17 protein-coding genes are annotated in these 21,436 nt (G+C 60.9%); 13 read left to right on the top strand and 4 right to left on the bottom strand.

The features are described from left to right. Positions 1 to 37: 37 nt before the first annotated feature. Together LIS66_RS05430 and dapC are read left to right on the top strand one after the other, a co-directional pair. Positions 38 to 2,740, top strand: coding sequence for a [protein-PII] uridylyltransferase (locus LIS66_RS05430; protein ID WP_042606977.1), 2,703 nt, complete (start codon positions 38 to 40; stop codon positions 2,738 to 2,740). Positions 2,741 to 2,943: 203 nt separating this feature from the next. After that, positions 2,944 to 4,143: a succinyldiaminopimelate transaminase gene (gene dapC / locus LIS66_RS05425; RefSeq protein ID WP_227973777.1), complete on the top strand. Its 1,200-nt coding sequence runs from the start codon at positions 2,944 to 2,946 to the stop codon at positions 4,141 to 4,143. A gap of 46 nt (positions 4,144 to 4,189) precedes the next feature. On the opposite strand, the gene LIS66_RS05420 is transcribed toward dapC, so the two are convergent. Further along, the gene (locus tag LIS66_RS05420) at positions 4,190 to 5,821 is read right to left on the bottom strand and encodes a Na+/H+ antiporter (RefSeq protein ID WP_042606975.1); all 1,632 of its coding nucleotides are present in this window, start codon (positions 5,819 to 5,821) and stop codon (positions 4,190 to 4,192) included. Positions 5,822 to 6,166: 345 nt separating this feature from the next. On the opposite strand from LIS66_RS05420, the gene LIS66_RS05415 reads away from it, so the two are divergent. The 4 genes from LIS66_RS05415 (at position 6,167) to LIS66_RS05400 (ending at position 9,295) form a co-directional block, all read left to right on the top strand. Then, positions 6,167 to 6,475, top strand: a complete 309-nt coding sequence (locus LIS66_RS05415) for an arsenate reductase (protein WP_064364289.1) — start codon at positions 6,167 to 6,169, stop codon at positions 6,473 to 6,475. A 31-nt stretch (positions 6,476 to 6,506) separates the two neighbouring features. Then, a complete protein-coding gene (gene dapD, locus LIS66_RS05410) occupies positions 6,507 to 7,541 on the top strand; it encodes a 2,3,4,5-tetrahydropyridine-2,6-dicarboxylate N-succinyltransferase (RefSeq protein WP_042606974.1) in 1,035 nt (344 codons plus the stop codon). A gap of 147 nt (positions 7,542 to 7,688) precedes the next feature. Continuing rightward, entirely contained in the window at positions 7,689 to 8,894 is a 1,206-nt protein-coding gene (locus LIS66_RS05405; protein WP_227973775.1) for an aminotransferase class V-fold PLP-dependent enzyme, read from the top strand. Next, positions 8,891 to 9,295, top strand: a complete 405-nt coding sequence (locus LIS66_RS05400) for a SufE family protein (RefSeq protein ID WP_227973774.1) — start codon at positions 8,891 to 8,893, stop codon at positions 9,293 to 9,295. The genes LIS66_RS05405 and LIS66_RS05400 overlap by 4 nt, the downstream gene beginning before the upstream one ends. Positions 9,296 to 9,399: 104 nt before the next feature. Here the strand turns inward: LIS66_RS05400 and tcdA are convergent, their stop codons facing one another. Further along, entirely contained in the window at positions 9,400 to 10,218 is an 819-nt protein-coding gene (gene tcdA, locus LIS66_RS05395) for a tRNA cyclic N6-threonylcarbamoyladenosine(37) synthase TcdA (RefSeq protein ID WP_039762445.1), read from the bottom strand. 214 nt (positions 10,219 to 10,432) lie between these two features. Here tcdA and LIS66_RS05390 point away from each other — a divergent pair, with 214 nt between their 5' ends. The 4 genes from LIS66_RS05390 to LIS66_RS05375 all read left to right on the top strand — a co-directional run bounded on the left by LIS66_RS05390 (position 10,433) and on the right by LIS66_RS05375 (position 15,677). After that, on the top strand, positions 10,433 to 13,024 hold the full coding sequence (locus LIS66_RS05390; RefSeq protein ID WP_083352028.1) for a glycosyltransferase: 2,592 nt from the start codon (positions 10,433 to 10,435) through the stop codon (positions 13,022 to 13,024). A 239-nt stretch (positions 13,025 to 13,263) separates the two neighbouring features. After that, positions 13,264 to 14,415 (top strand): succinyl-diaminopimelate desuccinylase, encoded by a 1,152-nt coding sequence (gene dapE / locus LIS66_RS05385; RefSeq protein ID WP_042606970.1) that lies wholly within the window; start codon positions 13,264 to 13,266, stop codon positions 14,413 to 14,415. Then, positions 14,415 to 15,224, top strand: a complete 810-nt coding sequence (locus tag LIS66_RS05380) for a putative RNA methyltransferase (RefSeq protein ID WP_227973773.1) — start codon at positions 14,415 to 14,417, stop codon at positions 15,222 to 15,224. Before dapE ends, LIS66_RS05380 begins: the two co-directional genes overlap by 1 nt. A 75-nt stretch (positions 15,225 to 15,299) precedes the next feature. Further along, a complete protein-coding gene (locus LIS66_RS05375; RefSeq protein ID WP_227973772.1) occupies positions 15,300 to 15,677 on the top strand; it encodes a hypothetical protein in 378 nt (125 codons plus the stop codon). A 91-nt stretch (positions 15,678 to 15,768) separates the two neighbouring features. Here LIS66_RS05375 and LIS66_RS05370 read toward each other — a convergent pair whose 3' ends face one another. After that, complete coding sequence (locus LIS66_RS05370) at positions 15,769 to 15,978, bottom strand: cold-shock protein (RefSeq protein WP_007908870.1); 210 nt, start codon at positions 15,976 to 15,978, stop codon at positions 15,769 to 15,771. Positions 15,979 to 16,215: 237 nt separating this feature from the next. Between LIS66_RS05370 and plsB the strand changes: the two genes are divergently transcribed. The 3 genes from plsB (at position 16,216) to LIS66_RS05355 (ending at position 19,947) form a co-directional block, all read left to right on the top strand. Next, positions 16,216 to 18,717, top strand: a complete 2,502-nt coding sequence (gene plsB, locus LIS66_RS05365) for a glycerol-3-phosphate 1-O-acyltransferase PlsB (RefSeq protein WP_065615293.1) — start codon at positions 16,216 to 16,218, stop codon at positions 18,715 to 18,717. 117 nt (positions 18,718 to 18,834) lie between these two features. Then, a complete protein-coding gene (locus tag LIS66_RS05360; protein WP_227973771.1) occupies positions 18,835 to 19,230 on the top strand; it encodes a YbaY family lipoprotein in 396 nt (131 codons plus the stop codon). Positions 19,231 to 19,257: 27 nt separating this feature from the next. After that, positions 19,258 to 19,947: a DUF4197 domain-containing protein gene (locus LIS66_RS05355; protein WP_042606965.1), complete on the top strand. Its 690-nt coding sequence runs from the start codon at positions 19,258 to 19,260 to the stop codon at positions 19,945 to 19,947. Positions 19,948 to 19,954: 7 nt separating this feature from the next. On the opposite strand, the gene LIS66_RS05350 is transcribed toward LIS66_RS05355, so the two are convergent. After that, positions 19,955 to 21,334: a Fic family protein gene (locus LIS66_RS05350; protein WP_227973770.1), complete on the bottom strand. Its 1,380-nt coding sequence runs from the start codon at positions 21,332 to 21,334 to the stop codon at positions 19,955 to 19,957. Positions 21,335 to 21,436 lie beyond the last annotated feature (102 nt).

Raw genomic sequence — 21,436 nt, 5'->3', positions numbered from 1 at the left:
ACAAAACGCTCCCAGCCTATAGAAGGAAAGCCAATCGATGCCGCAGGTGGATCCCGAACTCTTCGACCGCGGCCAGTTCCAGGCTGAACTGGCCCTCAAAGCGAGTCCTATCGCGGCGTTCAAGAAGGCGATCCGCCAGGCCCGCGAGGTCCTCGACACGCGTTTTCGCAATGGCCGCGACATCCGCCGCCTGATCGAAGACCGCGCCTGGTTCGTCGACAACATCCTGCAAAAGGCCTGGGAGCAGTTCAACTGGAGTGAAGACGCCGACATCGCTCTGGTGGCAGTGGGCGGCTACGGTCGCGGCGAACTGCACCCCTACTCCGACATTGATCTGCTGATCCTGCTCGACAGCGCTGACCACGAAGTTTTCCGCGATTCCATCGAGCGTTTTCTTACGCTGCTGTGGGACATCGGCCTGGAAGTCGGCCAGAGCGTACGCTCGGTCGACGAGTGTGCCGAAGAGGCCCGCGCCGACCTGACCGTGGTCACCAACCTGATGGAAAGTCGCACCATCTGCGGCCCCGAGCGTCTGCGCCAGCGCATGATCGAGGTGACGAGTACCGCGCACATGTGGCCGGCCAAGGAGTTCTTCCTGGCCAAGCGTGCCGAGCAAAAGGCCCGTCACCACAAATACAACGACACCGAGTACAACCTCGAACCCAACGTCAAAGGTTCGCCCGGCGGCCTGCGCGATATTCAGACGATTCTCTGGGTCGCCCGCCGTCAGTACGGCACCCTCAACCTGCGCGCGCTCGCTGGCGAAGGCTTTCTGGTCGAGAGCGAAAACGCCCTGCTCGCCTCCTCCCAGGAATTCCTCTGGAAGGTGCGTTATGCCTTGCACATGCTCGCCGGGCGCTCGGAAGACCGGCTGCTGTTCGATCACCAGCGCACCATTGCCGGCCTGCTCGGTTTTGAAGGTGACGACGCCAAACAGGCAGTCGAAAACTTCATGCAGCAGTATTTCCGCACGGTGATGAGCATCGCCCAACTCAGCGACCTGATCATTCAGCATTTCGAGGAGGTCATCCTCGCTCCGGAAGATGAAGCGCCGCCGCAACCGATCAACTCACGCTTCCAGTTGCACGACGGTTACATCGAAGCGCGCAATGACAATGTGTTCCGCCGCACGCCGTTCGCCATGCTGGAGATTTTCGTGCTGATGGCCCAGCAGCCGGAAATCAAAGGCGTGCGCGCCGACACGATTCGTCTGCTGCGCGAACATCGTCATCTCATCGATGACAACTTCCGCAACGATATCCGCAACACCAGCCTGTTCATCGAGCTGTTCAAGTGCAAGATCGGCATCCACCGAAATCTGCGGCGGATGAACCGTTACGGCATTCTCGGGCGTTATCTGCCGGAGTTCGGCTTTATCGTCGGGCAGATGCAGCATGACCTGTTCCACATCTATACGGTCGATGCGCACACGCTGAATCTGATCAAGCACCTGCGCAAACTTCAGTACACCCAGGTCTCGGAGAAATTTCCGCTGGCCGCCAAACTCATGGCCAAGTTGCCCAAGCCCGAACTGATCTACATGGCCGGCCTGTACCACGACATCGGCAAGGGCCGGCATGGCGATCACTCGGAGATCGGCGCGGTCGATGCCGAAGCGTTCTGCCAGCGCCACCAGTTGCCGGTGTGGGACAGCCGCCTGATCGTCTGGCTGGTGCAAAACCACCTGGTGATGTCGACCACCGCGCAGCGCAAGGATCTGTCCGACCCGCAGGTGATACACGATTTTGCCCAGGCGGTCGGCGACGAAACCCGCCTCGACTACCTCTATGTGCTGACCGTGGCCGACATCAACGCGACCAACCCGACACTGTGGAATTCATGGCGCGCCAGCCTGTTGCGCCAGCTCTACACCGAAACCAAACGAGCCCTGCGCCGGGGTCTGGAAAATCCGGTGGATCGCGAAGAGCAGATCCGCCAGACGCAGAGCGCCGCGCTGGACATTCTGGTGCGCGGTGGCACCGACCCGGACGACGTCGAGCAACTCTGGGCGCAACTGGGCGACGACTATTTCCTGCGTCATACCGCCGGCGACGTCGCTTGGCACAGCGACGCGATCCTGCAGCAACCGGTCGACGGCGGGCCGTTGGTGCTGATCAAGGAAACCACCCAGCGCGAGTTCGAGGGCGGCACGCAGATCTTCATCTATGCGCCGGACCAGCATGACTTCTTCGCCGTGACCGTGGCGGCGATGGACCAGCTCAACCTGAACATTCACGACGCCCGGGTCATCACATCCAGCAGCCAGTTCACCCTCGACACCTATATCGTGCTCGACAACGAAGGCGAATCGATCGGCGACAACCCGGCACGCATCAAGCAGATCCGCGAAGGCCTCACCGAAGCCCTGCGCAACCCGGACGACTACCCGACGATCATCCAGCGCCGCGTACCGCGCCAGCTCAAGCACTTCGCCTTTGCGCCGCAAGTGACGATCCACAACGACGCCCAGCGTCCGGTGACCGTGCTGGAACTGACGGCGCCCGACCGGCCGGGCCTGCTGGCGCGGGTCGGGGGGATTTTCCTCGAGTTCGACCTGTCGCTGCAGAACGCCAAGATTGCGACCCTGGGCGAGCGCGTGGAAGACGTGTTCTTCATCACCGATGCGCACAACCAGCCGCTGTCCGATCCGCTGCTGTGCAGCCGTTTGCAGGATGCGATCGTCGAACAGCTGAGCGTCAATCAGGAACCGGATATCAAACTTTCGCGGATCAGTATTTGAATCAACCCATTACCCCGGTGGGAAGGATTGCTCAGATTCCAGCCTGTTAATCGAATCCCTGTAGGAGTGAGCCTGCTCGCGATGGCGATGCACCCGCTTGCATAGACATTGAATGTGCGGCCCTCATCGCGAGCAGGCTCACTCCTACAGGTCTGATGAACAGTCCAGGATCGGTGTTTTGCCCCACCTTGACCGAGGCCCCGATGAACAACGCTCTTAACCAGCTCCAGCCGTACCCGTTCGAAAAGCTCCGTGCCCTGCTCGGCAGCGTCACGCCGAACCCGGACAAGCGTCCGATTGCCCTGTCGATCGGCGAGCCGAAACACCGTTCACCGAGTTTTGTCGCCGAAGCCCTGGCGAACAATCTGGATCAGATGGCGGTGTACCCGACCACCCTCGGCATTCCGGCCCTGCGCGAAGCCATCGCCGGCTGGTGCGAGCGCCGCTTTGGCGTGCCGAGCGGCTGGATCGATCCGGCGCGCAATGTGCTGCCGGTCAACGGTACCCGCGAAGCGCTGTTCGCCTTCACCCAGACCGTGGTCAACCGTGGCGACGATGCACTGGTGGTCAGCCCCAACCCGTTCTATCAGATCTACGAAGGCGCGGCGTTTCTCGCCGGGGCCAAGCCGCATTACCTTCCATGCCTGGATGAAAACGGCTTCAACCCGGATTTCGATGCCGTTCCGCCAGATATCTGGAAACGCTGCCAGATCCTGTTCCTGTGCTCGCCCGGCAACCCGACCGGCGCGCTGATTCCGGTCGAGACCTTGAAGAAGTTGATCGCCCTCGCCGATCAGTACGACTTCGTGATTGCCGCCGACGAGTGCTACAGCGAACTGTACTTCGACGAGCAAACCCCGCCGCCGGGCCTGGTCAGCGCCTGCGTTGAACTGGGCCGCAACGACTTCAAGCGCTGCGTGGTCTTCCATAGCCTGTCCAAGCGCTCCAACCTGCCGGGCCTGCGTTCAGGCTTCGTTGCCGGCGATGCCGACATCCTCAAAGGCTTTCTGCTCTATCGCACTTACCACGGTTGTGCGATGCCGGTGCAAACCCAACTGGCCAGCGTTGCCGCATGGAATGACGAAGTGCACGTGCGCGCCAACCGCGCGCTGTATCGCGAGAAATTCGATGCGGTGCTGGAGATCCTCAGCCCGGTGCTGGACGTGCAGCGTCCGGATGGCAGCTTCTACCTGTGGCCGAATGTGCAGGGCGATGATGCGGCGTTCTGCCGTGATCTGTTCGAGCAGGAGCATGTGACCGTGGTGCCGGGCTCGTATCTGTCTCGCGATGTCGATGGCGTCAATCCTGGCGCCGGCCGTGTGCGCATGGCACTGGTTGCGCCGCTGGCTGAATGCGTTGAAGCCGCCGAACGAATTCGCGCCTTCATCACCCGACAGCAGTGATCAGCGATCGCTTGCAGCAGCGGCCCTGCTGCAAGCGTTCAAACGGCTATTTGACCTGCCCCAGATTCGCCTCGCTCAAATCCAGTTCCCCCAGCACTTCTCGCAACACGTCATCACCGATCTGGTGCTGACGGCTCAGGCTGTAGAGCTCAAGCCGCTGCGCCCTTAGCGCTTTCAACCGCAAGCGCCGCTCCAGCAGATCCATCTGGAACGCCAGCGCCTGGGCTTCGGCGGAATCGTTGAACACATCGAGTTGATGACGATATTCAGACATGATCCGCGCCTTGAGCTCCGCTGCCAACGCCGCTTGCGCAGCATCCTGCGGCACAACCTCTTCGGTTTCCAAGGAATGAATCGCGGCTTCAGCGGTCTTGCGCCAGGCATCACGCACTTCCTGGCGACGCTTGTCGTCCGGACTTTTTTCGATACCGCGCAGCAGCAAGGGCAGCGCAATACAGGCCGAGACCAGCGACAGCAGGATCACCCCGGCAGCGATGAAGATCAGCAAGTCGCGTTCAGGAAAAGCCTCGGTGCCGATCAGCATCGGCACCGACATCACGCCCGCCAGCGTCACCGCCCCGCGCACACCGCCTACGGTCAGCAACCAGCAGGAGCGCGCCGTCGGCACTTGCGTCAGCTCGCCCTTGCCGCGCAATCGGCGCAATAACACCGACAAACGCCAGATGCTTTGCACCCAGATGAACCGCAGCAGCACCAGCGCCACGAAAATCGCCAGTACATCGAGGCAGCGATAGAACAGCGTCGGCCACAGCGTCGGTTCGTGGCTGACCACGGCTTTGATGATGTCCGGCAATTGCAGGCCGAGCAGCAAGAAGATCAAGCCGTTAAAAGCAAATTCGAGCAATGACCAGACGCTGCGATTGAGCAATCGCGTACTGGTCTGGCGTGGCAACAGATCGAGCCAGCTCTGCATCATCCCCGCCGCCACCGCCGAAAGAATGCCCGAGGCGCCCAGACGTTCCGCCAACACGTAAGCGGCGAACGGCAGCAGCAACATGAACACCACGTGGGTCGCCGGGTCGTCCCAGCCACGCGCGATCATCCACGCCCGCAGGCGCCCGACCAGCCAGCTCAGCGCCACGCCGACCGCCAGACCGCCCAGCGCCACCGCGACGAACGTCAGGCTGGCATTGGTCAACGAGAACACCCCCGTGACCGCTGCAGCGAGGGCGAACTTGAACGTCACCAGACCCGAAGCGTCGTTCATCAGCGCCTCGCCTTGCAGCATGTGCATCAGCGGCGTCGGCAAGCGGTTCTGCGAAATCGCTGAAACGGCTACGGCGTCGGTCGGCGACAGAACCGCCGCCAGGGCGAAGGCCACGGGCAGTGGAATCGTCGGCAACAGCCAATGGATGAAATAGCCGGCGCCGACAACCGTAAACAGAACAAGGCCGACCGCCAGAGTCAAAATCGGTCCGCGCAATTGCCAGAGCGCGCGTTTGGGCATGCGCCAGCCATCGGAAAACAGCAATGGCGGCAGGAACAGAAACAGGAACAGCTCGGGATCGAGGGCGACGTGCAGGCCCAGGTTCGGCCAGGCGAGCAAGGCACCGGCGGCGATTTGCACCAGCGGCAACGGCAGCGGGATGACCCGCCCGACCAGGCGCGAGACACTGACCAGCATCAGCAGGATCAGGACGGTGTAAGCAGTTTGCATAAAACGGAAATCTCAGGCGATCGACAGCGTTGAACTGCCATATTAGCGCCTTAGGCTGTGGCTGACCGTTGCACCTATGTCGCAGCCTCTGTGCATGACTCTCCTGTAGGAGCTGCGGAACGCTGCGATCTTTTTATTCCTGTGGTCAAGATCAGAAGATCGCAGCCTCGTTTCACTCGTCAGCTCCTACAGGGTTTTGCGTTGGAAATCGACCGTGAGCGCCGCGAAACCGTCCGGTCATGGCATAATCCGTCACCATTTTTTTCCAGCACCTGTAAAGGGGGCGATTCCTTGGCCGTTTCAAGTAAAACGTTGCACCTTTTCGGCATCAAAGCCTGCGACACCATGAAAAAGGCGCGCACCTGGCTCGATGAACACGCTGTCAGCTATGACTTTCACGATTACAAGACCGCCGGCATTGACCGTGAGCACTTGACCCAATGGTGCGACGAGCACGGCTGGCAAACCGTGTTGAACCGCGCCGGCACGACCTTTCGCAAACTCGACGACGAACGCAAAGCCGATCTCGACCAGCCGAAAGCCATCGAACTGATGCTCGCTCAACCCTCGATGATCAAGCGCCCGGTGCTCGATCTCGGTGACCGAACCCTGATTGGCTTCAAGCCAGATATCTACGCGGCCGCTCTGAAGTAAGCAGCCCGTCACTCTTCGTAGAGGTATTCACATGTCCAATTCCCTGTTCAGCATCGCCTTTGGTGTCGGCACCCAGAACCGTCAAGGCGCATGGCTGGAAGTGTTCTACGCACAGCCACTGCTCAATCCTTCAGCCGAGCTGGTCGCGGCGGTTGCGCCGATCCTCGGATACAGCGAAGGCAACCAGGCCATCACCTTCACCACCGCCCAGGCTGCGCAACTGGCCGAAGCGGTGAAAGGCATCGATGCCGTGCAAGGCAAGCTGCTGACCCGTCTGGCCGAAAGCCACAAGCCGCTGGTCGCCACCCTGCTGGCCGAAGACGCGCAACTGACCTCCACGCCTGAGGCCTACCTCAAGCTGCATCTGCTCTCGCACCGCCTGGTCAAGCCGCACGGCGTCAGCCTCGCCGGTATCTTCCCGCTGCTGCCGAACGTGGCGTGGACCAGCCAGGGCGCGATCGACCTCAGCGAACTGGCGGAAATGCAACTCGAAGCGCGTCTGCGCGGCGAACTGCTGGAAGTGTTCTCGGTAGACAAGTTCCCGAAAATGACCGACTACGTGGTACCGGCCGGCGTGCGTATCGCTGATGCAGCACGTCTGCGTCTGGGCGCTTACGTCGGTGAAGGCACCACCGTGATGCACGAAGGTTTCATCAACTTCAACGCCGGCACCGAAGGCCCGGGCATGATCGAAGGCCGCGTTTCCGCTGGCGTATTCGTCGGCAAGGGTTCGGACCTGGGCGGCGGTTGCTCGACCATGGGCACCCTGTCGGGCGGCGGCAACATCGTGATCAAGGTCGGCGAAGGCTGCCTGATCGGCGCCAACGCCGGTATCGGCATTCCACTGGGCGACCGCAACACCGTCGAGTCGGGCCTGTACGTGACCGCCGGCACCAAGGTTGCGCTGCTCGACGAACACAACAATCTGGTCAAGGTGGTGAAGGCGCGTGAGCTGGCCGGTCAGACTGACCTGCTGTTCCGTCGCAATTCGGTAACCGGTGCTGTGGAATGCAAGACCCACAAATCGGCGATCGAACTGAACGAAGCGCTGCACGCTCACAACTAAGCGCCTGGACGATCGATTGTAGGAGTGAGCCTGCTCGCGATAGCGGTGTATCCGTTGCGGATACGTTGACTGACACACCGTCATCGCGAGCAGGCTCACTCCTACAGGTTTGGCGTACATCCCGCCCAATTTCACAGGGCTGAACCCATGATGATTCCCTCCCCCTGGCGCGCCGATTTCCCGGCTATCGCCGCGCTGCAACGGCAAGACCAGACCTATCTGGACAACGCCGCCACCACGCAAAAACCCCAGGCCCTGCTCGACGCGCTGACGCATTACTACGCCAATGGCTCGGCCAACGTGCATCGCGCGCAACACCTGCCCGGCGCCCACGCCACGCAGGCGTTCGAGGACAGTCGGCTGAAGGTTGCCCAGTGGCTGAACGCGGGTGACAGCGGGCAGATCATTTTCACCCACGGCGCCACCAGTGCGTTGAATCTGCTGGCTTACGGTCTCGAGCATCTGTTCGAGCCCGGCGATGAGATTGTCATCAGCGCTCTGGAGCATCACGCCAACCTGCTGCCGTGGCAGCAACTGGCGCAACGCCGCAACTTGAAGCTGGTGATCCTGCCGCTGGACGTAGACGGCCTGATCGACCTCGCCGCCGCCGTGCAGCTGATCGGCTCGCGCACCCGTTTGTTGGCGGTCAGCCAGTTGTCCAATGTGCTGGGTGCCTGGCAGCCACTGACCGCTTTGCTTGGCATGGCCAAGGCGCACAACGCTCTGACCGTGGTCGATGGCGCGCAGGGTGTGGTGCACGGTCGCCATGATGTGCAGGCGCTGGGTTGCGACTTCTATGTGTTCTCCAGCCATAAGCTCTATGGCCCCGATGGCCTTGGCGTGCTGTTCGGGCGCAACGCTGCGCTGGAGCAATTGCAGCCATGGCAATTCGGCGGCGAGATGGTGCTGGACGCCAACTATCACGATTCGCGCTTTCGCCCGGCGCCACTGGGTTTCGAGGCGGGCACACCGCCGATTGCCAGTGTCATTGGCCTCGGTGCGACCCTGGATTATCTGGCCGGGCTGGATCAGCCAGCCGTGTCGGCCCACGAGGCGGCGCTGCACGACTATCTGCTGCGCGGCCTCGCTGCTCGTAATGGCATTCGTCTGCTGGGCAAGCCGCAATTGGCGCTGGCCAGTTTCGTCGTCGAAGGCGTGCACAACGCCGATCTCGCGCACTTGCTGACCGAACAGGGCATCGCCGTGCGCGCCGGGCATCACTGCGCCATGCCGCTGATGAAAAGCTTCGAACTGGCCGGCGCGATTCGCGTGTCGCTGGCGCTGTACAACGATTCGGAAGATCTCGAGCGCTTTTTCGAGGCCCTGGATCAGGCCTTGGAGTTGTTGCGATGAGCTTGCCGGTCGAGGCAGCTGAAGCGCTGCAGACTTTTCAGAATGCAGCGGGCTGGGAACAGCGAGCGCGGTTGCTGATGCAGTTTGGTGATCGTCTGCCGCCGTTGGCTGACGCGCAAAAGTGCGAGGCCAATCGAGTGCATGGCTGTGAAAGCCAAGTGTGGCTGGTGGGGGATTTGCGCGACGGGCACTGGCAGTTCAGGGCGAGCAGCGATGCGCGGATGATTCGTGGTCTGGTGGCGTTGTTGCTCCTGCGGGTCAACGGCTTGTCAGCGGCGGAGTTGCAGCAGGTGGATCTGCCGGAGTGGTTCACTCAGTTGGGGTTGTCGCGGCAGTTGTCACCTTCGCGCAGTAATGGCCTCAATGCCGTGCTCACGCGGATGAATGAGTTAGCTCAATAAAAGCGGCTGCTCCGCAGCCATCGCGAGCAGGCTCACTCCTACAATTTGGAATGCGTTCCCCTGTAGGAGTGAGCCTGCTCGCGATAGCGCCCTCAGCCTCAACTTCAAGCCTGAGGTTTTACTCGGTCAGCAGGGCGCCGCACCCCCGCGACAATCTTGTCCACAGCCTTGGTCGCCGCGACCATGCCGAACGTCGCCGTGACCATCATTACCGCGCCAAACCCGCCGGCGCAGTCGAGTTTCACGCCGTCGCCGACAAAGCTCTTCTGCAGACAAATGCTGCCGTCCGGTTTCGGGTAGCGCAGCTGTTCCGTGGAGAACACACACGGCACGCTGTAGTGCCGGGTCACGGTGCGGGAGAAGCCGTAGTCACGGCGCAAGGTCGAGCGCACTTTCGAGGCCAGCGGATCGTTGAAGGTGCGGTTGAGATCGCAGACCTGAATCAGCGTCGGGTCGATTTGCCCGCCCGCGCCGCCGGTGGTGATGATCTGGATCTTGCGGCGTTTGCACCAGGCGATCAGCGCCGCTTTGGCGTTGACCGCATCGATGCAGTCGATCACGCAGTCGATGTTCGGCGTGATGTATTCGGCCATGGTGTCGCGGGTAACGAAATCGGCCACGGCGTGCACCGTGCAATCAGGATTGATGCCGCGCAGACGCTCGGCCATCACCTCGACCTTGGGTTTGCCCACGGTGCTGTCCAAGGCGTGCAATTGGCGGTTGGCATTGCTGACGCAGACGTCATCAAGGTCGAACAGCGAGATCTCTCCCACCCCGCAACGGGCCATGGCTTCCGCCGCCCAGGAACCGACGCCACCGACGCCGACGATCGCCACATGGGCAGCGCGCAAGCGTTCCAGGCCCTCGATGCCATACAAACGGGCGATGCCTGCAAACCGCGGATCTTCTGTACTCATGACCATTACCCCAAAAACCGGCGCGCATTATAGGGCTACGCAGCGGTAAGTTTTAAGCTGCAAGCGACAAGTGTAAGAACTTAAGTCAGAGTCGGATGCCCAATGTCAGGCATTTTCCCGGCAGTTGTACGACTGGTTAACCGCCGGTGTAGGATGCGCGCCCCTCGGACGTCTATCCGACCGAATCTTCGTTCCACAGCCTTTGGAACCCGAAACAGCTATGTCATCGCGTAAATTTGGACTCAACCTGGTGGTGGTGCTGGCCATCGCTGCCCTGTTCACCGGTTTCTGGGCGCTGGTCAATCGCCCGGTCACGGCGCCGAACTGGCCGCAGCAGATCTCCGGCTTCTCGTATTCGCCATTCCAGCAGGGGCAGTACCCCCAAAGGGATCAGTACCCGTCGGACGACGAGATGCGCCGTGACCTGGAAATCATGAGCAAGCTGACCGACAACATCCGTATCTATTCGGTCGACGGTTCGCTGGGAGACATTCCGAAACTGGCTGAAGAATTCGGCCTGCGGGTCACCCTCGGCATCTGGATCAGTCCGGATCAGGAACGCAACGAACGGGAGATCGTTAAAGCCATCGAACTGGCCAACACCTCGCGCAGCGTCGTGCGTGTAGTGGTCGGCAACGAGGCACTGTTTCGCGAGGAGATCACCCCTGAGGCGTTGATCGTTCTGCTGGATCGGGTGCGCGCTGCCGTCAAGGTACCAGTGACTACCTCCGAGCAATGGCACATCTGGGAAAAATACCCGCAACTGGCCAAGCACGTTGATTTGATCGCCGCCCACGTCCTGCCCTACTGGGAGTTCATTCCCGTCGACAAGGCCGGCCAGTTCGTCTTCGACCGCGCCCGCGATCTGAAAAAACTGTTCCCGAAAAAACCGCTGCTGCTGTCCGAAGTCGGCTGGCCGAGCAACGGGCGCATGCGCGGTGGTGCCGATGCATCGCCAGCGGATCAAGCGATTTATCTGCGCACACTGGTCAACAAGCTCAATCGCCAAGGCTTCAACTACTTCGTGATCGAAGCCTTCGACCAGCCGTGGAAAGCCAGCGATGAAGGTTCCGTCGGCGCCTATTGGGGCGTGTTCAATGCCGCGCGCCAGCAGAAATTCAATTTCGAAGGCCCGGTAGTAGCGATTCCGCAATGGCGCGTGCTGGCGATCGGCTCGGTGGTGCTGGCGCTGCTGTCGCTGACCCTGCTGATGATCGACGGCTCGGCCCTGCGCCAGCGCGGCCGGACGTTCCTGACCTTTATCGCGTTCCTGTGCGGTTCGGTGCTGGTGTACATCGGTTACGACTACAGCCAGCAATACAGCACGTGGTTCAGCCTCACAGTCGGATTTCTTCTGGCACTCGGTGCGCTCGGGGTGTTCATCGTCCTGCTCACCGAGGCCCATGAACTGGCCGAAGCGGTGTGGATTCACAAGCGCCGGCGCGAATTCCTGCCGGTGCTTGGCGACTCGGACTACCGGCCGAAAGTCTCGATCCATGTGCCCTGCTACAACGAGCCGCCGGAGATGGTCAAACAGACCCTCGATGCACTGGCCGCGCTCGATTATCCGGACTTCGAAGTTCTGATCATCGATAACAACACCAAGGACCCGGCGGTGTGGGAACCGGTGCGCGATTACTGCGAAACACTGGGCCCGCGCTTCAAGTTCTTCCACGTATCGCCGCTGGCAGGTTTCAAGGGCGGCGCGCTGAATTATCTGATCCCGCACACCGCCAAGGATGCCGAAGTGATTGCGGTGATCGACTCCGATTACTGCGTGCACCCGAACTGGCTCAAGCACATGGTGCCGCATTTCGCCGACCCGAAAATCGCCGTGGTGCAATCGCCGCAGGATTATCGCGACCAGAACGAAAGCACCTTCAAGAAGCTTTGCTACGCCGAGTACAAAGGTTTCTTCCACATCGGCATGGTCACTCGCAACGACCGTGACGCGATCATTCAGCACGGCACCATGACCATGACCCGCCGCTCGGTGCTGGAAGAGTTGGGCTGGGCTGACTGGTGCATCTGTGAAGACGCCGAACTGGGCCTGCGCGTGTTCGAAAAAGGCCTGTCGGCGGCGTATTACCACGACAGCTACGGCAAGGGCCTGATGCCGGATACCTTCATCGACTTCAAGAAACAGCGTTTCCGCTGGGCCTACGGCGCGATCCAGATCATCAAGCGTCATACCCGCAGCCTGCTGCGCGGCAAGGACACCGAGCTGACCCGCGGCCAGCGTTATCACTTCCTCGCCGGGTGGCTGCCGTGGGTTGCCGATGGCATGAACATTTTCTTCACCGTCGGCGCGCTGTTGTGGTCGGCGGCAATGATCATCGTCCCGCAACGGGTCGATCCGCCGTTGCTGATTTTCGCAATCCCGCCGCTGGCGCTGTTTGTGTTCAAGGTCGGCAAGATCATCTTCCTCTACCGCCGCGCGGTGGGGGTGAATCTGAAGGATGCGTTCTGCGCGGCATTGGCCGGCCTGGCGTTGTCGCACACCATTGCCAAAGCGGTGCTGTACGGCTTCTTCACCAGCAGCATTCCGTTCTTCCGCACGCCGAAAAACGCCGACAACCACGGTTTCTGGGTGGCGATCAGCGAAGCGCGTGAAGAGCTGTTCATCATGCTGTTGCTGTGGGGTGCGGCGCTGGGGATTTTCCTGGTCAACGGCATGCCGAGCAATGACATGCGCTTCTGGGTGACCATGCTGCTGGTGCAGTCGCTGCCGTATCTGGCAGCGCTGATCATGGCGTTCCTGTCGTCGCTGCCCAAACCTGTGGCCAAGGCTGAGCCGGCACCGGTCGTCTAAATCCGCAACGCAGCACTAAACGGCGGCCAACGGTCGCCGTTTTGCTTTAAGATAACCGCCATTTTGCGGGGCTTGGCGGCGTCCCCGGTTCGACTGACCGAACCCAATCCCTGTAGGAGTGAGCCTGCTCGCGATGGCGGTGTAACAGTCGATATGTATGTTGACTGATTAACCGCTATCGCGAGCAGGCTCACTCCTACAGTTGTCCGCGCCCACATTCATGATCTTCGGAGTTTTCCATGACGGCCCACGCCGACCTATCGCCGACCCTTCAACTGGCCATCGACCTGATCCGCCGTCCCTCCGTGACCCCGGTCGACGCCGACTGCCAGAAGCAGATGATGCAGCGCCTGGGCGACGCCGGTTTCACCCTGGAGCCGATGCGCATCGAAGATGTGGATAACTTCTGGGCGACCCACGGCAACAACGATGGCCCGGTGCTGTGCTTCGCCGGTCACACCGACGTGGTGCCGACCGGCCCGGTAACGGCGTGGCAGATCGACCCGTTCAACGCCGTGATCGACGAACACGGCATGCTCTGTGGCCGTGGCGCGGCGGACATGAAAGGCAGCCTGGCGTCGATGACCGTCGCCGCCGAGCGTTTCGTCGCCGATTACCCGAATCATAAAGGCAAGGTTGCGTTCCTGATCACCAGCGACGAAGAAGGCCCGGCGCATCACGGCACCAAGGCGGTGGTCGAGCGTCTGGTGGCGCGCAACGAGCGTCTGGACTGGTGCATCGTTGGCGAGCCATCGAGCACCACGCTGGTCGGCGATGTGGTGAAAAACGGCCGTCGCGGTTCCCTCGGCGCCAAGCTCACGGTCAAAGGCGTGCAGGGTCATGTGGCCTACCCGCACCTGGCGAAGAACCCGATTCACCTCGCCGCTCCGGCGCTGGCCGAACTGGCCGCCGAGCACTGGGACAATGGTAACGACTTCTTCCCGCCGACCAGTTTCCAGGTTTCCAACCTCAATTCCGGTACCGGCGCGACCAACGTGATCCCGGGCGATCTGGTGGCGGTGTTCAACTTCCGCTTTTCCACCGAATCGACTGTCGAAGGCCTGCAAAAGCGCGTTGCCGATATCCTCGACAAACATGGTCTGGACTGGCACATCGACTGGGCACTGTCCGGCCTGCCATTCCTCACCGAGCCGGGCGCGCTGCTCGATGCGGTGTCGTCGAGCATCAGGGACATCACCGGTCGTGAAACCAAGGCGTCGACCAGCGGCGGCACCTCCGATGGCCGCTTCATCGCGACCATGGGCACGCAAGTGGTTGAACTGGGCCCGGTCAACGCGACCATTCACCAGGTCAACGAGCGCGTGCTGGCGGCGGATCTCGATGTACTGACCGAGATTTACTACCAGACCCTGATCAAGTTGCTCGCCTGATGCTCGCGTGTCCGATTTGCAGTGAACCGCTCAATGCGGTGGACAACGGCGTGGTCTGCCCTGCCGGGCATCGGTTCGACCGTGCGCGCCAGGGTTATCTGAACCTGCTGCCGGTGCAGCACAAGAACAGCCGCGACCCGGGCGACAATCAGGCGATGGTCGAAGCGCGACGTGATTTCCTCAACGCCGGACATTACGCGCCAGTGGCCAAACGTCTGGCTGAATTGGCGGCCAGTTTTGCCCCGGAGCGCTGGGTCGACATCGGCTGTGGCGAGGGTTATTACACCGCGCAAATCGCCGAGGCTTTGCCCCATGCGGATGGCTATGCGCTGGACATTTCCCGCGAAGCCGTCAAACGCGCCTGCAAGCGCAACCCGGCGATTACCTGGTTGATTGCCAGCATGGCCCGCGTGCCGTTGGCTTCGGGCAGTTGCCAGTTTCTCGCCAGCGTCTTCAGTCCGTTGGACTGGGAGGAAGCCAAGCGTCTGCTCAGCGTCGGCGGCGGTCTGATGAAAGTCGGCCCGACCAGCGGCCATCTGATGGAACTGCGCGAGCGCCTGTACGACGAAGTGCGCGAGTACACCGACGACAAGCACCTGGCTCTGGTGCCGGCCGGCATGGCGCTGGCACATAGCGAGACGCTGGAATTCAAGCTGACCCTGGACAAGCCTGAGGATCGCGCCAACCTGTTGGCGATGACGCCCCACGGCTGGCGTGCCAGTGCCGAGCGTCGCGCGGCCGTGATCGAACAGGCCGAGCCGTTCGAGACCACCGTGTCGATGCGCTACGATTATTTCGTTCTTCAATAACTTTTGGTCTCGGGCACAGGCCCGGGGCCGGCTAAATCCGCGAATGGATTTTTCAGACCCGCAGTGAGGACATCCATGCGCCAACCGGACATCGAGATTTACCTGAAAGACGCCGACGTCGACCACAAGGCCATTTCCGCCTGGCTCGGCGCAGCGCTGGGCCCGTGCAGCGACTGGGTGCAGAAAGGCCACACGTACAAGTGCAAGGCCGGCAACGTACCGGTGACCTGGCTGCCGAAGGCCGTGGGCAAGTGGAACAGTCTGTACCTGGAAAGCGACCAGACGCCTTGGGACGATGACATCGCCTGCGCCCGCGCAGCCTTTGCCGCGCTGAACGTCGAAGTGCGTTGCGCACCGGGAACGTGGGTCGAAGAAGAGGGTGAAGAAACCGCCGATCGCTGGATTCGCATCAGCGCAGACGGAGAAGAAGAGATCACCTGGAAAACTGCCTGAAAGCAAAAGATCGCAGCCTTCGGCAGCTCCTACGGGGTCATGTGTACACCTGTAGGAGCTGCCGAAGGCTGCGATCTTTTGGTCTTCAAGGTTACAGGCCTACAACATCCTCAGCCTGCAAGCCCTTCTCGCCGGTAATCACGGCGTACTCGACCTGTTGACCTTCGGTCAGCGAGCGATGCCCTTCGCCGCGAATCGCGCGGTAGTGCACGAACACGTCCACCCCGTCTTCGCGCTGGATAAAGCCGTAGCCTTTGGCGTCGTTGAACCACTTCACGTTGCCGGTTTCGCGTGTTGCCATCTGTTCATACTCCTTTTTTATTATTGAACAGGCTTTTCGCAGGAAAGCCTTCGAGGAACGTCAGCCTGCGTCCGACGTCCTAAAAGGGCCCCGGCGACAGACCGCCGAGTATATGACAGGTGCGAAAAGTCTCAACAGGAGATTACTTCGCCGCTTTTTTGCCGATTTTCAGCGAATCCGGCACACTATCGACCGCCCGAGCACTTGCTCGGTTTTATTCACTCACGCAGAAGCCGTATGACCCGTTCCCCGTTCCGCCGTCTTGTGTTTGGCACCTTGCGCCGACTGTTGTACCTCTGGGTCCGCTCGGAGACGATCAACCAGTCGTCGTTCACCCTCAACCTCGACCGCAGTCGTCCGGTGTTCTACGTCCTGCAAAACCCTTCGCTGACCGATCTGGCGGTGGTCGACACCGAGTGCACCAAGGCCGGCCTGCCGCGTCCGGTGCTGGCAGTGTCGGTGGGTTCGTTGATCGAGCCGGCGGCGTTTTTCTATCTGACCCCGGACCCGGACTGGCTCGGCCGCCAGGACAAACGCGGTGCGCCGCCGACCCTGACCCGTCTGGTCAGCGCGCTGACGCAGAACGCGGCCGAAGACGCGCAGATCATTCCGGTCAGCGTGTTCTGGGGTCAGTCGCCAGACAGCGAAAACAGCCCGTGGAAACTGTTGTTCGCCGACAGTTGGGCCGTTACCGGACGCCTGCGCCGGCTGCTGAGCATCATCGTCCTCGGGCGTAAGACCCGCGTGCAGTTTTCCGCGCCGATTCATCTGCGTGAGCTGATCGATCACAACAAGGGCCACGAACGCACCGTGCGTATGGCTCAGCGCATCCTGCGGGTGCACTTCCGCAACCTGAAAGCGGCGGTGATCGGCCCGGATATTTCCCACCGACGCAATCTGGTCAAGGGCCTGCTCAACCAGCCGCTGGTCAAGCAGGCGATCCTCGACGAAGCCGAGCGCGAAAATATCTCCCCGGAAAAAGCCAAGGCCCAGGCCCTGCGCTATGGCAACGAGATTGCTTCGGACTACACCTACACCGCGATCCGTTTTCTCGAAGTGGTGCTGAGCTGGTTCTGGAACAAGATCTACGACGGCATCAAGGTCAACCACATCGAGGGCGTGCAGAACGTCGCGCAAGGTCACGAAGTGATCTACGTGCCATGCCACCGCAGCCACATCGACTATCTGCTGCTCTCGTATCTGCTGTTCCGCAACGGTCTGACCCCGCCGCACATCGCCGCCGGGATCAACCTGAACATGCCGGTGATCGGCAGCCTGCTGCGCCGTGGCGGCGCGTTTTTCATGCGTCGCACGTTCAAGGGCAACCCGCTGTACACCTCGGTGTTCAACGAATACCTGCACACCCTGTTCACCAAAGGTTTCCCGGTCGAGTATTTCGTCGAGGGCGGCCGCTCGCGCACCGGGCGCATGCTGCAACCGAAAACCGGCATGCTCGCGATTACTCTGCGCAGTTTCCTGCGTTCGTCGCGGATGCCGATCGTGTTCGTCCCGGTGTACATCGGTTACGAGCGCGTGCTCGAAGGGCGCACCTATCTGGGCGAGCTGCGCGGGGCGAGCAAGAAGAAAGAGTCGATCTTCGACATCTTCAAAGTGATCGGCGCGCTGAAGCAGCGCTTCGGTCAGGTCGCGGTGAACTTCGGTGAGCCGATCAAACTGGCGGAATTCCTCGACGCCGAGCAACCAGACTGGCGCCAGCAGGAACTCGGCCCGCAGTTCAAACCGGCGTGGCTCAACGAAACCACCAACCGCCTCGGCGAGAAGGTCGCTCGACACCTGAACGAAGCGGCGGCGATCAACCCGGTCAATCTGGTGGCGCTGGCGCTGCTGTCGACCACGCGTCTGGCCCTGGACGATCGCGCCATGGCACGGGTGCTGGATCTGTATCTGGCATTGCTGCGCAAAGTCCCGTATTCGCCGCACACCACCTTGCCGGAAGGCGATGGCCGCGCGCTGATCGAGCATGTGAAAGACATGGATCTGCTCGCCGAGCAGAACGATGCGCTGGGCAAGATTCTGTATCTGGACGAGCAGAACGCCGTCCTGATGACTTACTACCGCAACAACGTCCTGCACATTTTCGCCCTGCCCTCGTTGCTGGCGAGTTTCTTCCAGAGCACCTCGCGCATGAGCCGCGAGCAGATCCTGCGCTATACCCGCGCGCTGTATCCGTACCTCCAATCGGAGCTGTTCATCCGTTGGAGCCTTGACGAACTCGACGCGGTGATCGATCAATGGCTGGAAGCGTTCGTCGAGCAGGGCCTGCTGCGTTTCGAGAAGGATGTTTATCTGCGTCCGGCACCGAGTTCGCGGCATTTCGTGCTGCTGACGCTGCTGTCGAAAAGCATCGCGCAGACCTTGCAGCGTTTCTACATGACCGTGTCCCTGCTGCTCAACAGCGGCCAGAACAGCATCAGCGCCGAAGAGCTGGAAGACTTGTGCACGGTCATGGCCCAGCGCCTGTCGATCCTCCACGGCTTGAACGCCCCGGAGTTTTTCGACAAGAGCCTGTTCCGCCATTTCATCCAGACCCTGCTCGACCTCGACGTACTGCGCCGCGACGAAGCCGGCAAGCTCAGCTACCACGAACTGCTTGGCGAGCTGGCCGAAGGCGCGGCCAAGCGCGTGTTGCCGGCGGAAATTCGCCTGTCGATCCGCCAGGTCGCGCTGCACCGCAGTGAAGATGCGGCGGAGCAGATTACCGCGTTGCCGGAAGCCTGACGCAAATCCCTGTAGGAGTGGGCCTGCTCGCGATAGCGGTTTTTCAGTCATAATCAGTGTCGTCTGACACACCGCTATCGCGAGCAGGCTCACTCCTACAATTGAATGGAGTACTACATGAACAAACTGCTAACCCTCGCCGCCGCCATGCTGCTCAGCGCCTGCCAATCAACCACCCCCGGCAAGGCCAGCCTCGACGGTGAAGTCTTCTACCTGCAACGCATCGCCCTGCCGCCGAGCGCGACCCTGAGCGTCAGCCTGCAAGACGTGTCGCTGGCCGATGCGCCGGCCGTGGTCCTTGCCCAACAAAAAGGCCCAATCGAAGGCCAGGTGCCGCTGCCGTTTCATTTGAGCTACGATCCGGCGCAGGTCAAACCCGGCCACCGTTACTCGGTCAGCGCACGCATCGAGGTCAACGGCGAGCTGATGTTCATCACCACCGAAAACCACGCCGTGCAACTCGACGGCAACGACCCGCAGCCGCTGAAAATCCGCGTTGACGCCGTTCGTTAATCCATTTTTCGCCACAAGGAAGCCGCCATGCGCCGCCCTACCCTTCGCTTCGCCGCCGTCTGCGCCGGCCTGCTGATCTCTGCCAACGCCCTGGCCCTGTCGCTCAATGACCTGTCGCAGCAAGACGCCACCGGCGGCCTCAAGGACGCCCTGACCCAGGGCGCGCAGATCGCCGTGAAACAACTCGGCACCCCGGGCGGCTTCAGCAACAACCCCGAGGTGAAAATCGAGCTGCCGGGCAAACTCGGCAAAGCCGCGAGCAAGATGAAAGCCTTCGGCATGGGCGCCCAAGTCGAAGAACTGGAAACCGCGATGAACAAAGCCGCCGAATCCGCCGTGACCCAGGCGCAGCCAATCCTCGTCGACGCGGTGAAAAAAATGAGCGTGGCCGACGCCAAAGGCATCCTCAGCGGCGGCAACGATTCGGCGACCCAATACCTGAACAAATCCAGCCGCGAACAGATCCGCGCGAAATTCCTGCCCATCGTCAAACAAGCCACCGACAAGGTCGGCGTCGCGCAGAAGTACAATTCGTTTGCCGGGCAGGCAGCGGCATTCGGCGTAGTTGATGCCAAGAGCGCCAATGTTGAGAGTTACGTCACCGAGCAAGCACTTAATGGCCTGTTCGAGATGATCGGCAAGCAGGAAGAAACGATTCGTCAGAACCCGGCCGCTGCGGCGACGAGTCTGGCGAAGAAGGTGTTTGGTACGTTGTAAACGGGCATCACGCGGGGCGAAGTGATTCGACCCCGTGTCTTTTTTCTTCTACGGGCCCGCACAAAAAATACACCGCCTCCCGGCCCATCTTTCTTCTGGCGAATATTTGCAACTGCTCCAACCCTTCCAATATCGATTTCGCCTCACTGCCCGTGCAGGAAAAATTTTCCGCGACGTTGCTCGCCGTAAATTCCTTCGCTTCCCCGCTTTTAGCCACCTGATATAGGGCGCGCTGCTGTTGCGTCAGTTGCTCAAATACGCCAGAGCTGATCAGCCAACGGTCAAAATCCTCGGTGTCTGCCACGCTCTTGCGGTAAATATCGGTAAAGCCGACCACGGCTCGCAGAATGACAGAACACTGGAACTCGATGAAATAGGTCAGATCCAGCTCATCCGCCTCGGTGTGCAGATAGGAGCGCCCGTATTTCACCGGTGCATTGCGTAGCAACAGGCTGATCGTAATGTAGCGAAAGCCCGCGAACTCATGTTTGAACATGAACCAGTAAAACAAGGCTCTCGCAACCCGCCCGTTACCGTCGCGAAAAGGATGTTCGTAACCCATGGCGAAATGCAGCGTGATGGCCTTGATCAGTGGATGCAAATAGTTTTTTTCCAGGATCGAGGCATCGGGCTGGTTGATCCAGCCGGACAGCCTCGCCAACCGCGAAACCAGACCCACCGCAGGAGGCGGTCGGTGCACGGTGTTGCCCGAACCATCCTGAACAACCACCTCATCATTGGTTCTGAACAATCCAGGGGAATACTGCTCGTCATCAATCCCCTCCACACCCACTCGATGGATCTCTGCAATCAGCTCAATGCTCAGAGGTTCATAACGCTTTTCCCAAGCGAAATTCATCATTCGATAATTACCCATGACCATGCGCTCATCCGGCGTCCGCGGCTGGCGCTGATGCTTGAGCATGTCCTTGGCAACACGAGTCGTGGTCGCCGCGCCCTCCAACTGGCTACTTGCGATGGCTTCGTCTTCGATCAAGTCATTAAGCAGACAAGAGAAATGCACACGTTCGCCGATCTGACTGGTCATGTAATCCAGCGCGGCCGTACTGGCGTGACGATCCACCACAGCCAAGGTTTTCTGCGCCAACGGCGTTGGCACATATTTGCCCCACTGCACCGGCTCGCCCAACGGCAACAAACGGATGTACTGGGCTGCCCGCGCCTTCTTCACCAACGCCCAACAAAGGTTGGCGTCCAATCCCGCAGGCCAGCGATAGCGCAACGCCTCGAATGGCAGATAGCGCCCCTGATCATCGAGGGGCTTGAGCAGCGCCAGATAATCCGCAAGTCGTTGCTTGTGGGGCGAGCGGGCCAACAGGTCGAAAACAGGATCCGTTCCGCCGCTTGATGTCGGTGGCTTCTTCATGGGACAGCCTCAAGGACTCGGAAAAACAGAACCCGGAGTACAGCATTCGACGGGCAGCGCCTCAAGATCGGAGGTTTCTGAAAAAGCTGTAGGAAGGCAGCG

The sequence above is a fragment of the Pseudomonas sp. HN2 genome (genome assembly GCF_020736465.1).
Classification (GTDB): Bacteria; Pseudomonadota; Gammaproteobacteria; order Pseudomonadales; family Pseudomonadaceae; genus Aquipseudomonas; species Aquipseudomonas moraviensis_A.
Note: the sequence above shows the minus strand (reverse complement) of the source record. Positions and strands in the feature narration are given on the sequence as shown.

Coding starts and splice junctions, on each gene's coding strand:
- LIS66_RS05430 (WP_042606977.1), top strand. CDS start 38: ATGCCGCAGGTGGATCCCGAACTCTTCGACCGCGGCCAGTTCCAGGCT.
- dapC (WP_227973777.1), top strand. CDS start 2,944: ATGAACAACGCTCTTAACCAGCTCCAGCCGTACCCGTTCGAAAAGCTC.
- LIS66_RS05420 (WP_042606975.1), bottom strand. CDS start 5,821: ATGCAAACTGCTTACACCGTCCTGATCCTGCTGATGCTGGTCAGTGTC.
- LIS66_RS05415 (WP_064364289.1), top strand. CDS start 6,167: ATGAAAAAGGCGCGCACCTGGCTCGATGAACACGCTGTCAGCTATGAC.
- dapD (WP_042606974.1), top strand. CDS start 6,507: ATGTCCAATTCCCTGTTCAGCATCGCCTTTGGTGTCGGCACCCAGAAC.
- LIS66_RS05405 (WP_227973775.1), top strand. CDS start 7,689: ATGATGATTCCCTCCCCCTGGCGCGCCGATTTCCCGGCTATCGCCGCG.
- LIS66_RS05400 (WP_227973774.1), top strand. CDS start 8,891: ATGAGCTTGCCGGTCGAGGCAGCTGAAGCGCTGCAGACTTTTCAGAAT.
- tcdA (WP_039762445.1), bottom strand. CDS start 10,218: ATGGTCATGAGTACAGAAGATCCGCGGTTTGCAGGCATCGCCCGTTTG.
- LIS66_RS05390 (WP_083352028.1), top strand. CDS start 10,433: ATGTCATCGCGTAAATTTGGACTCAACCTGGTGGTGGTGCTGGCCATC.
- dapE (WP_042606970.1), top strand. CDS start 13,264: ATGACGGCCCACGCCGACCTATCGCCGACCCTTCAACTGGCCATCGAC.
- LIS66_RS05380 (WP_227973773.1), top strand. CDS start 14,415: ATGCTCGCGTGTCCGATTTGCAGTGAACCGCTCAATGCGGTGGACAAC.
- LIS66_RS05375 (WP_227973772.1), top strand. CDS start 15,300: ATGCGCCAACCGGACATCGAGATTTACCTGAAAGACGCCGACGTCGAC.
- LIS66_RS05370 (WP_007908870.1), bottom strand. CDS start 15,978: ATGGCAACACGCGAAACCGGCAACGTGAAGTGGTTCAACGACGCCAAA.
- plsB (WP_065615293.1), top strand. CDS start 16,216: ATGACCCGTTCCCCGTTCCGCCGTCTTGTGTTTGGCACCTTGCGCCGA.
- LIS66_RS05360 (WP_227973771.1), top strand. CDS start 18,835: ATGAACAAACTGCTAACCCTCGCCGCCGCCATGCTGCTCAGCGCCTGC.
- LIS66_RS05355 (WP_042606965.1), top strand. CDS start 19,258: ATGCGCCGCCCTACCCTTCGCTTCGCCGCCGTCTGCGCCGGCCTGCTG.
- LIS66_RS05350 (WP_227973770.1), bottom strand. CDS start 21,334: ATGAAGAAGCCACCGACATCAAGCGGCGGAACGGATCCTGTTTTCGAC.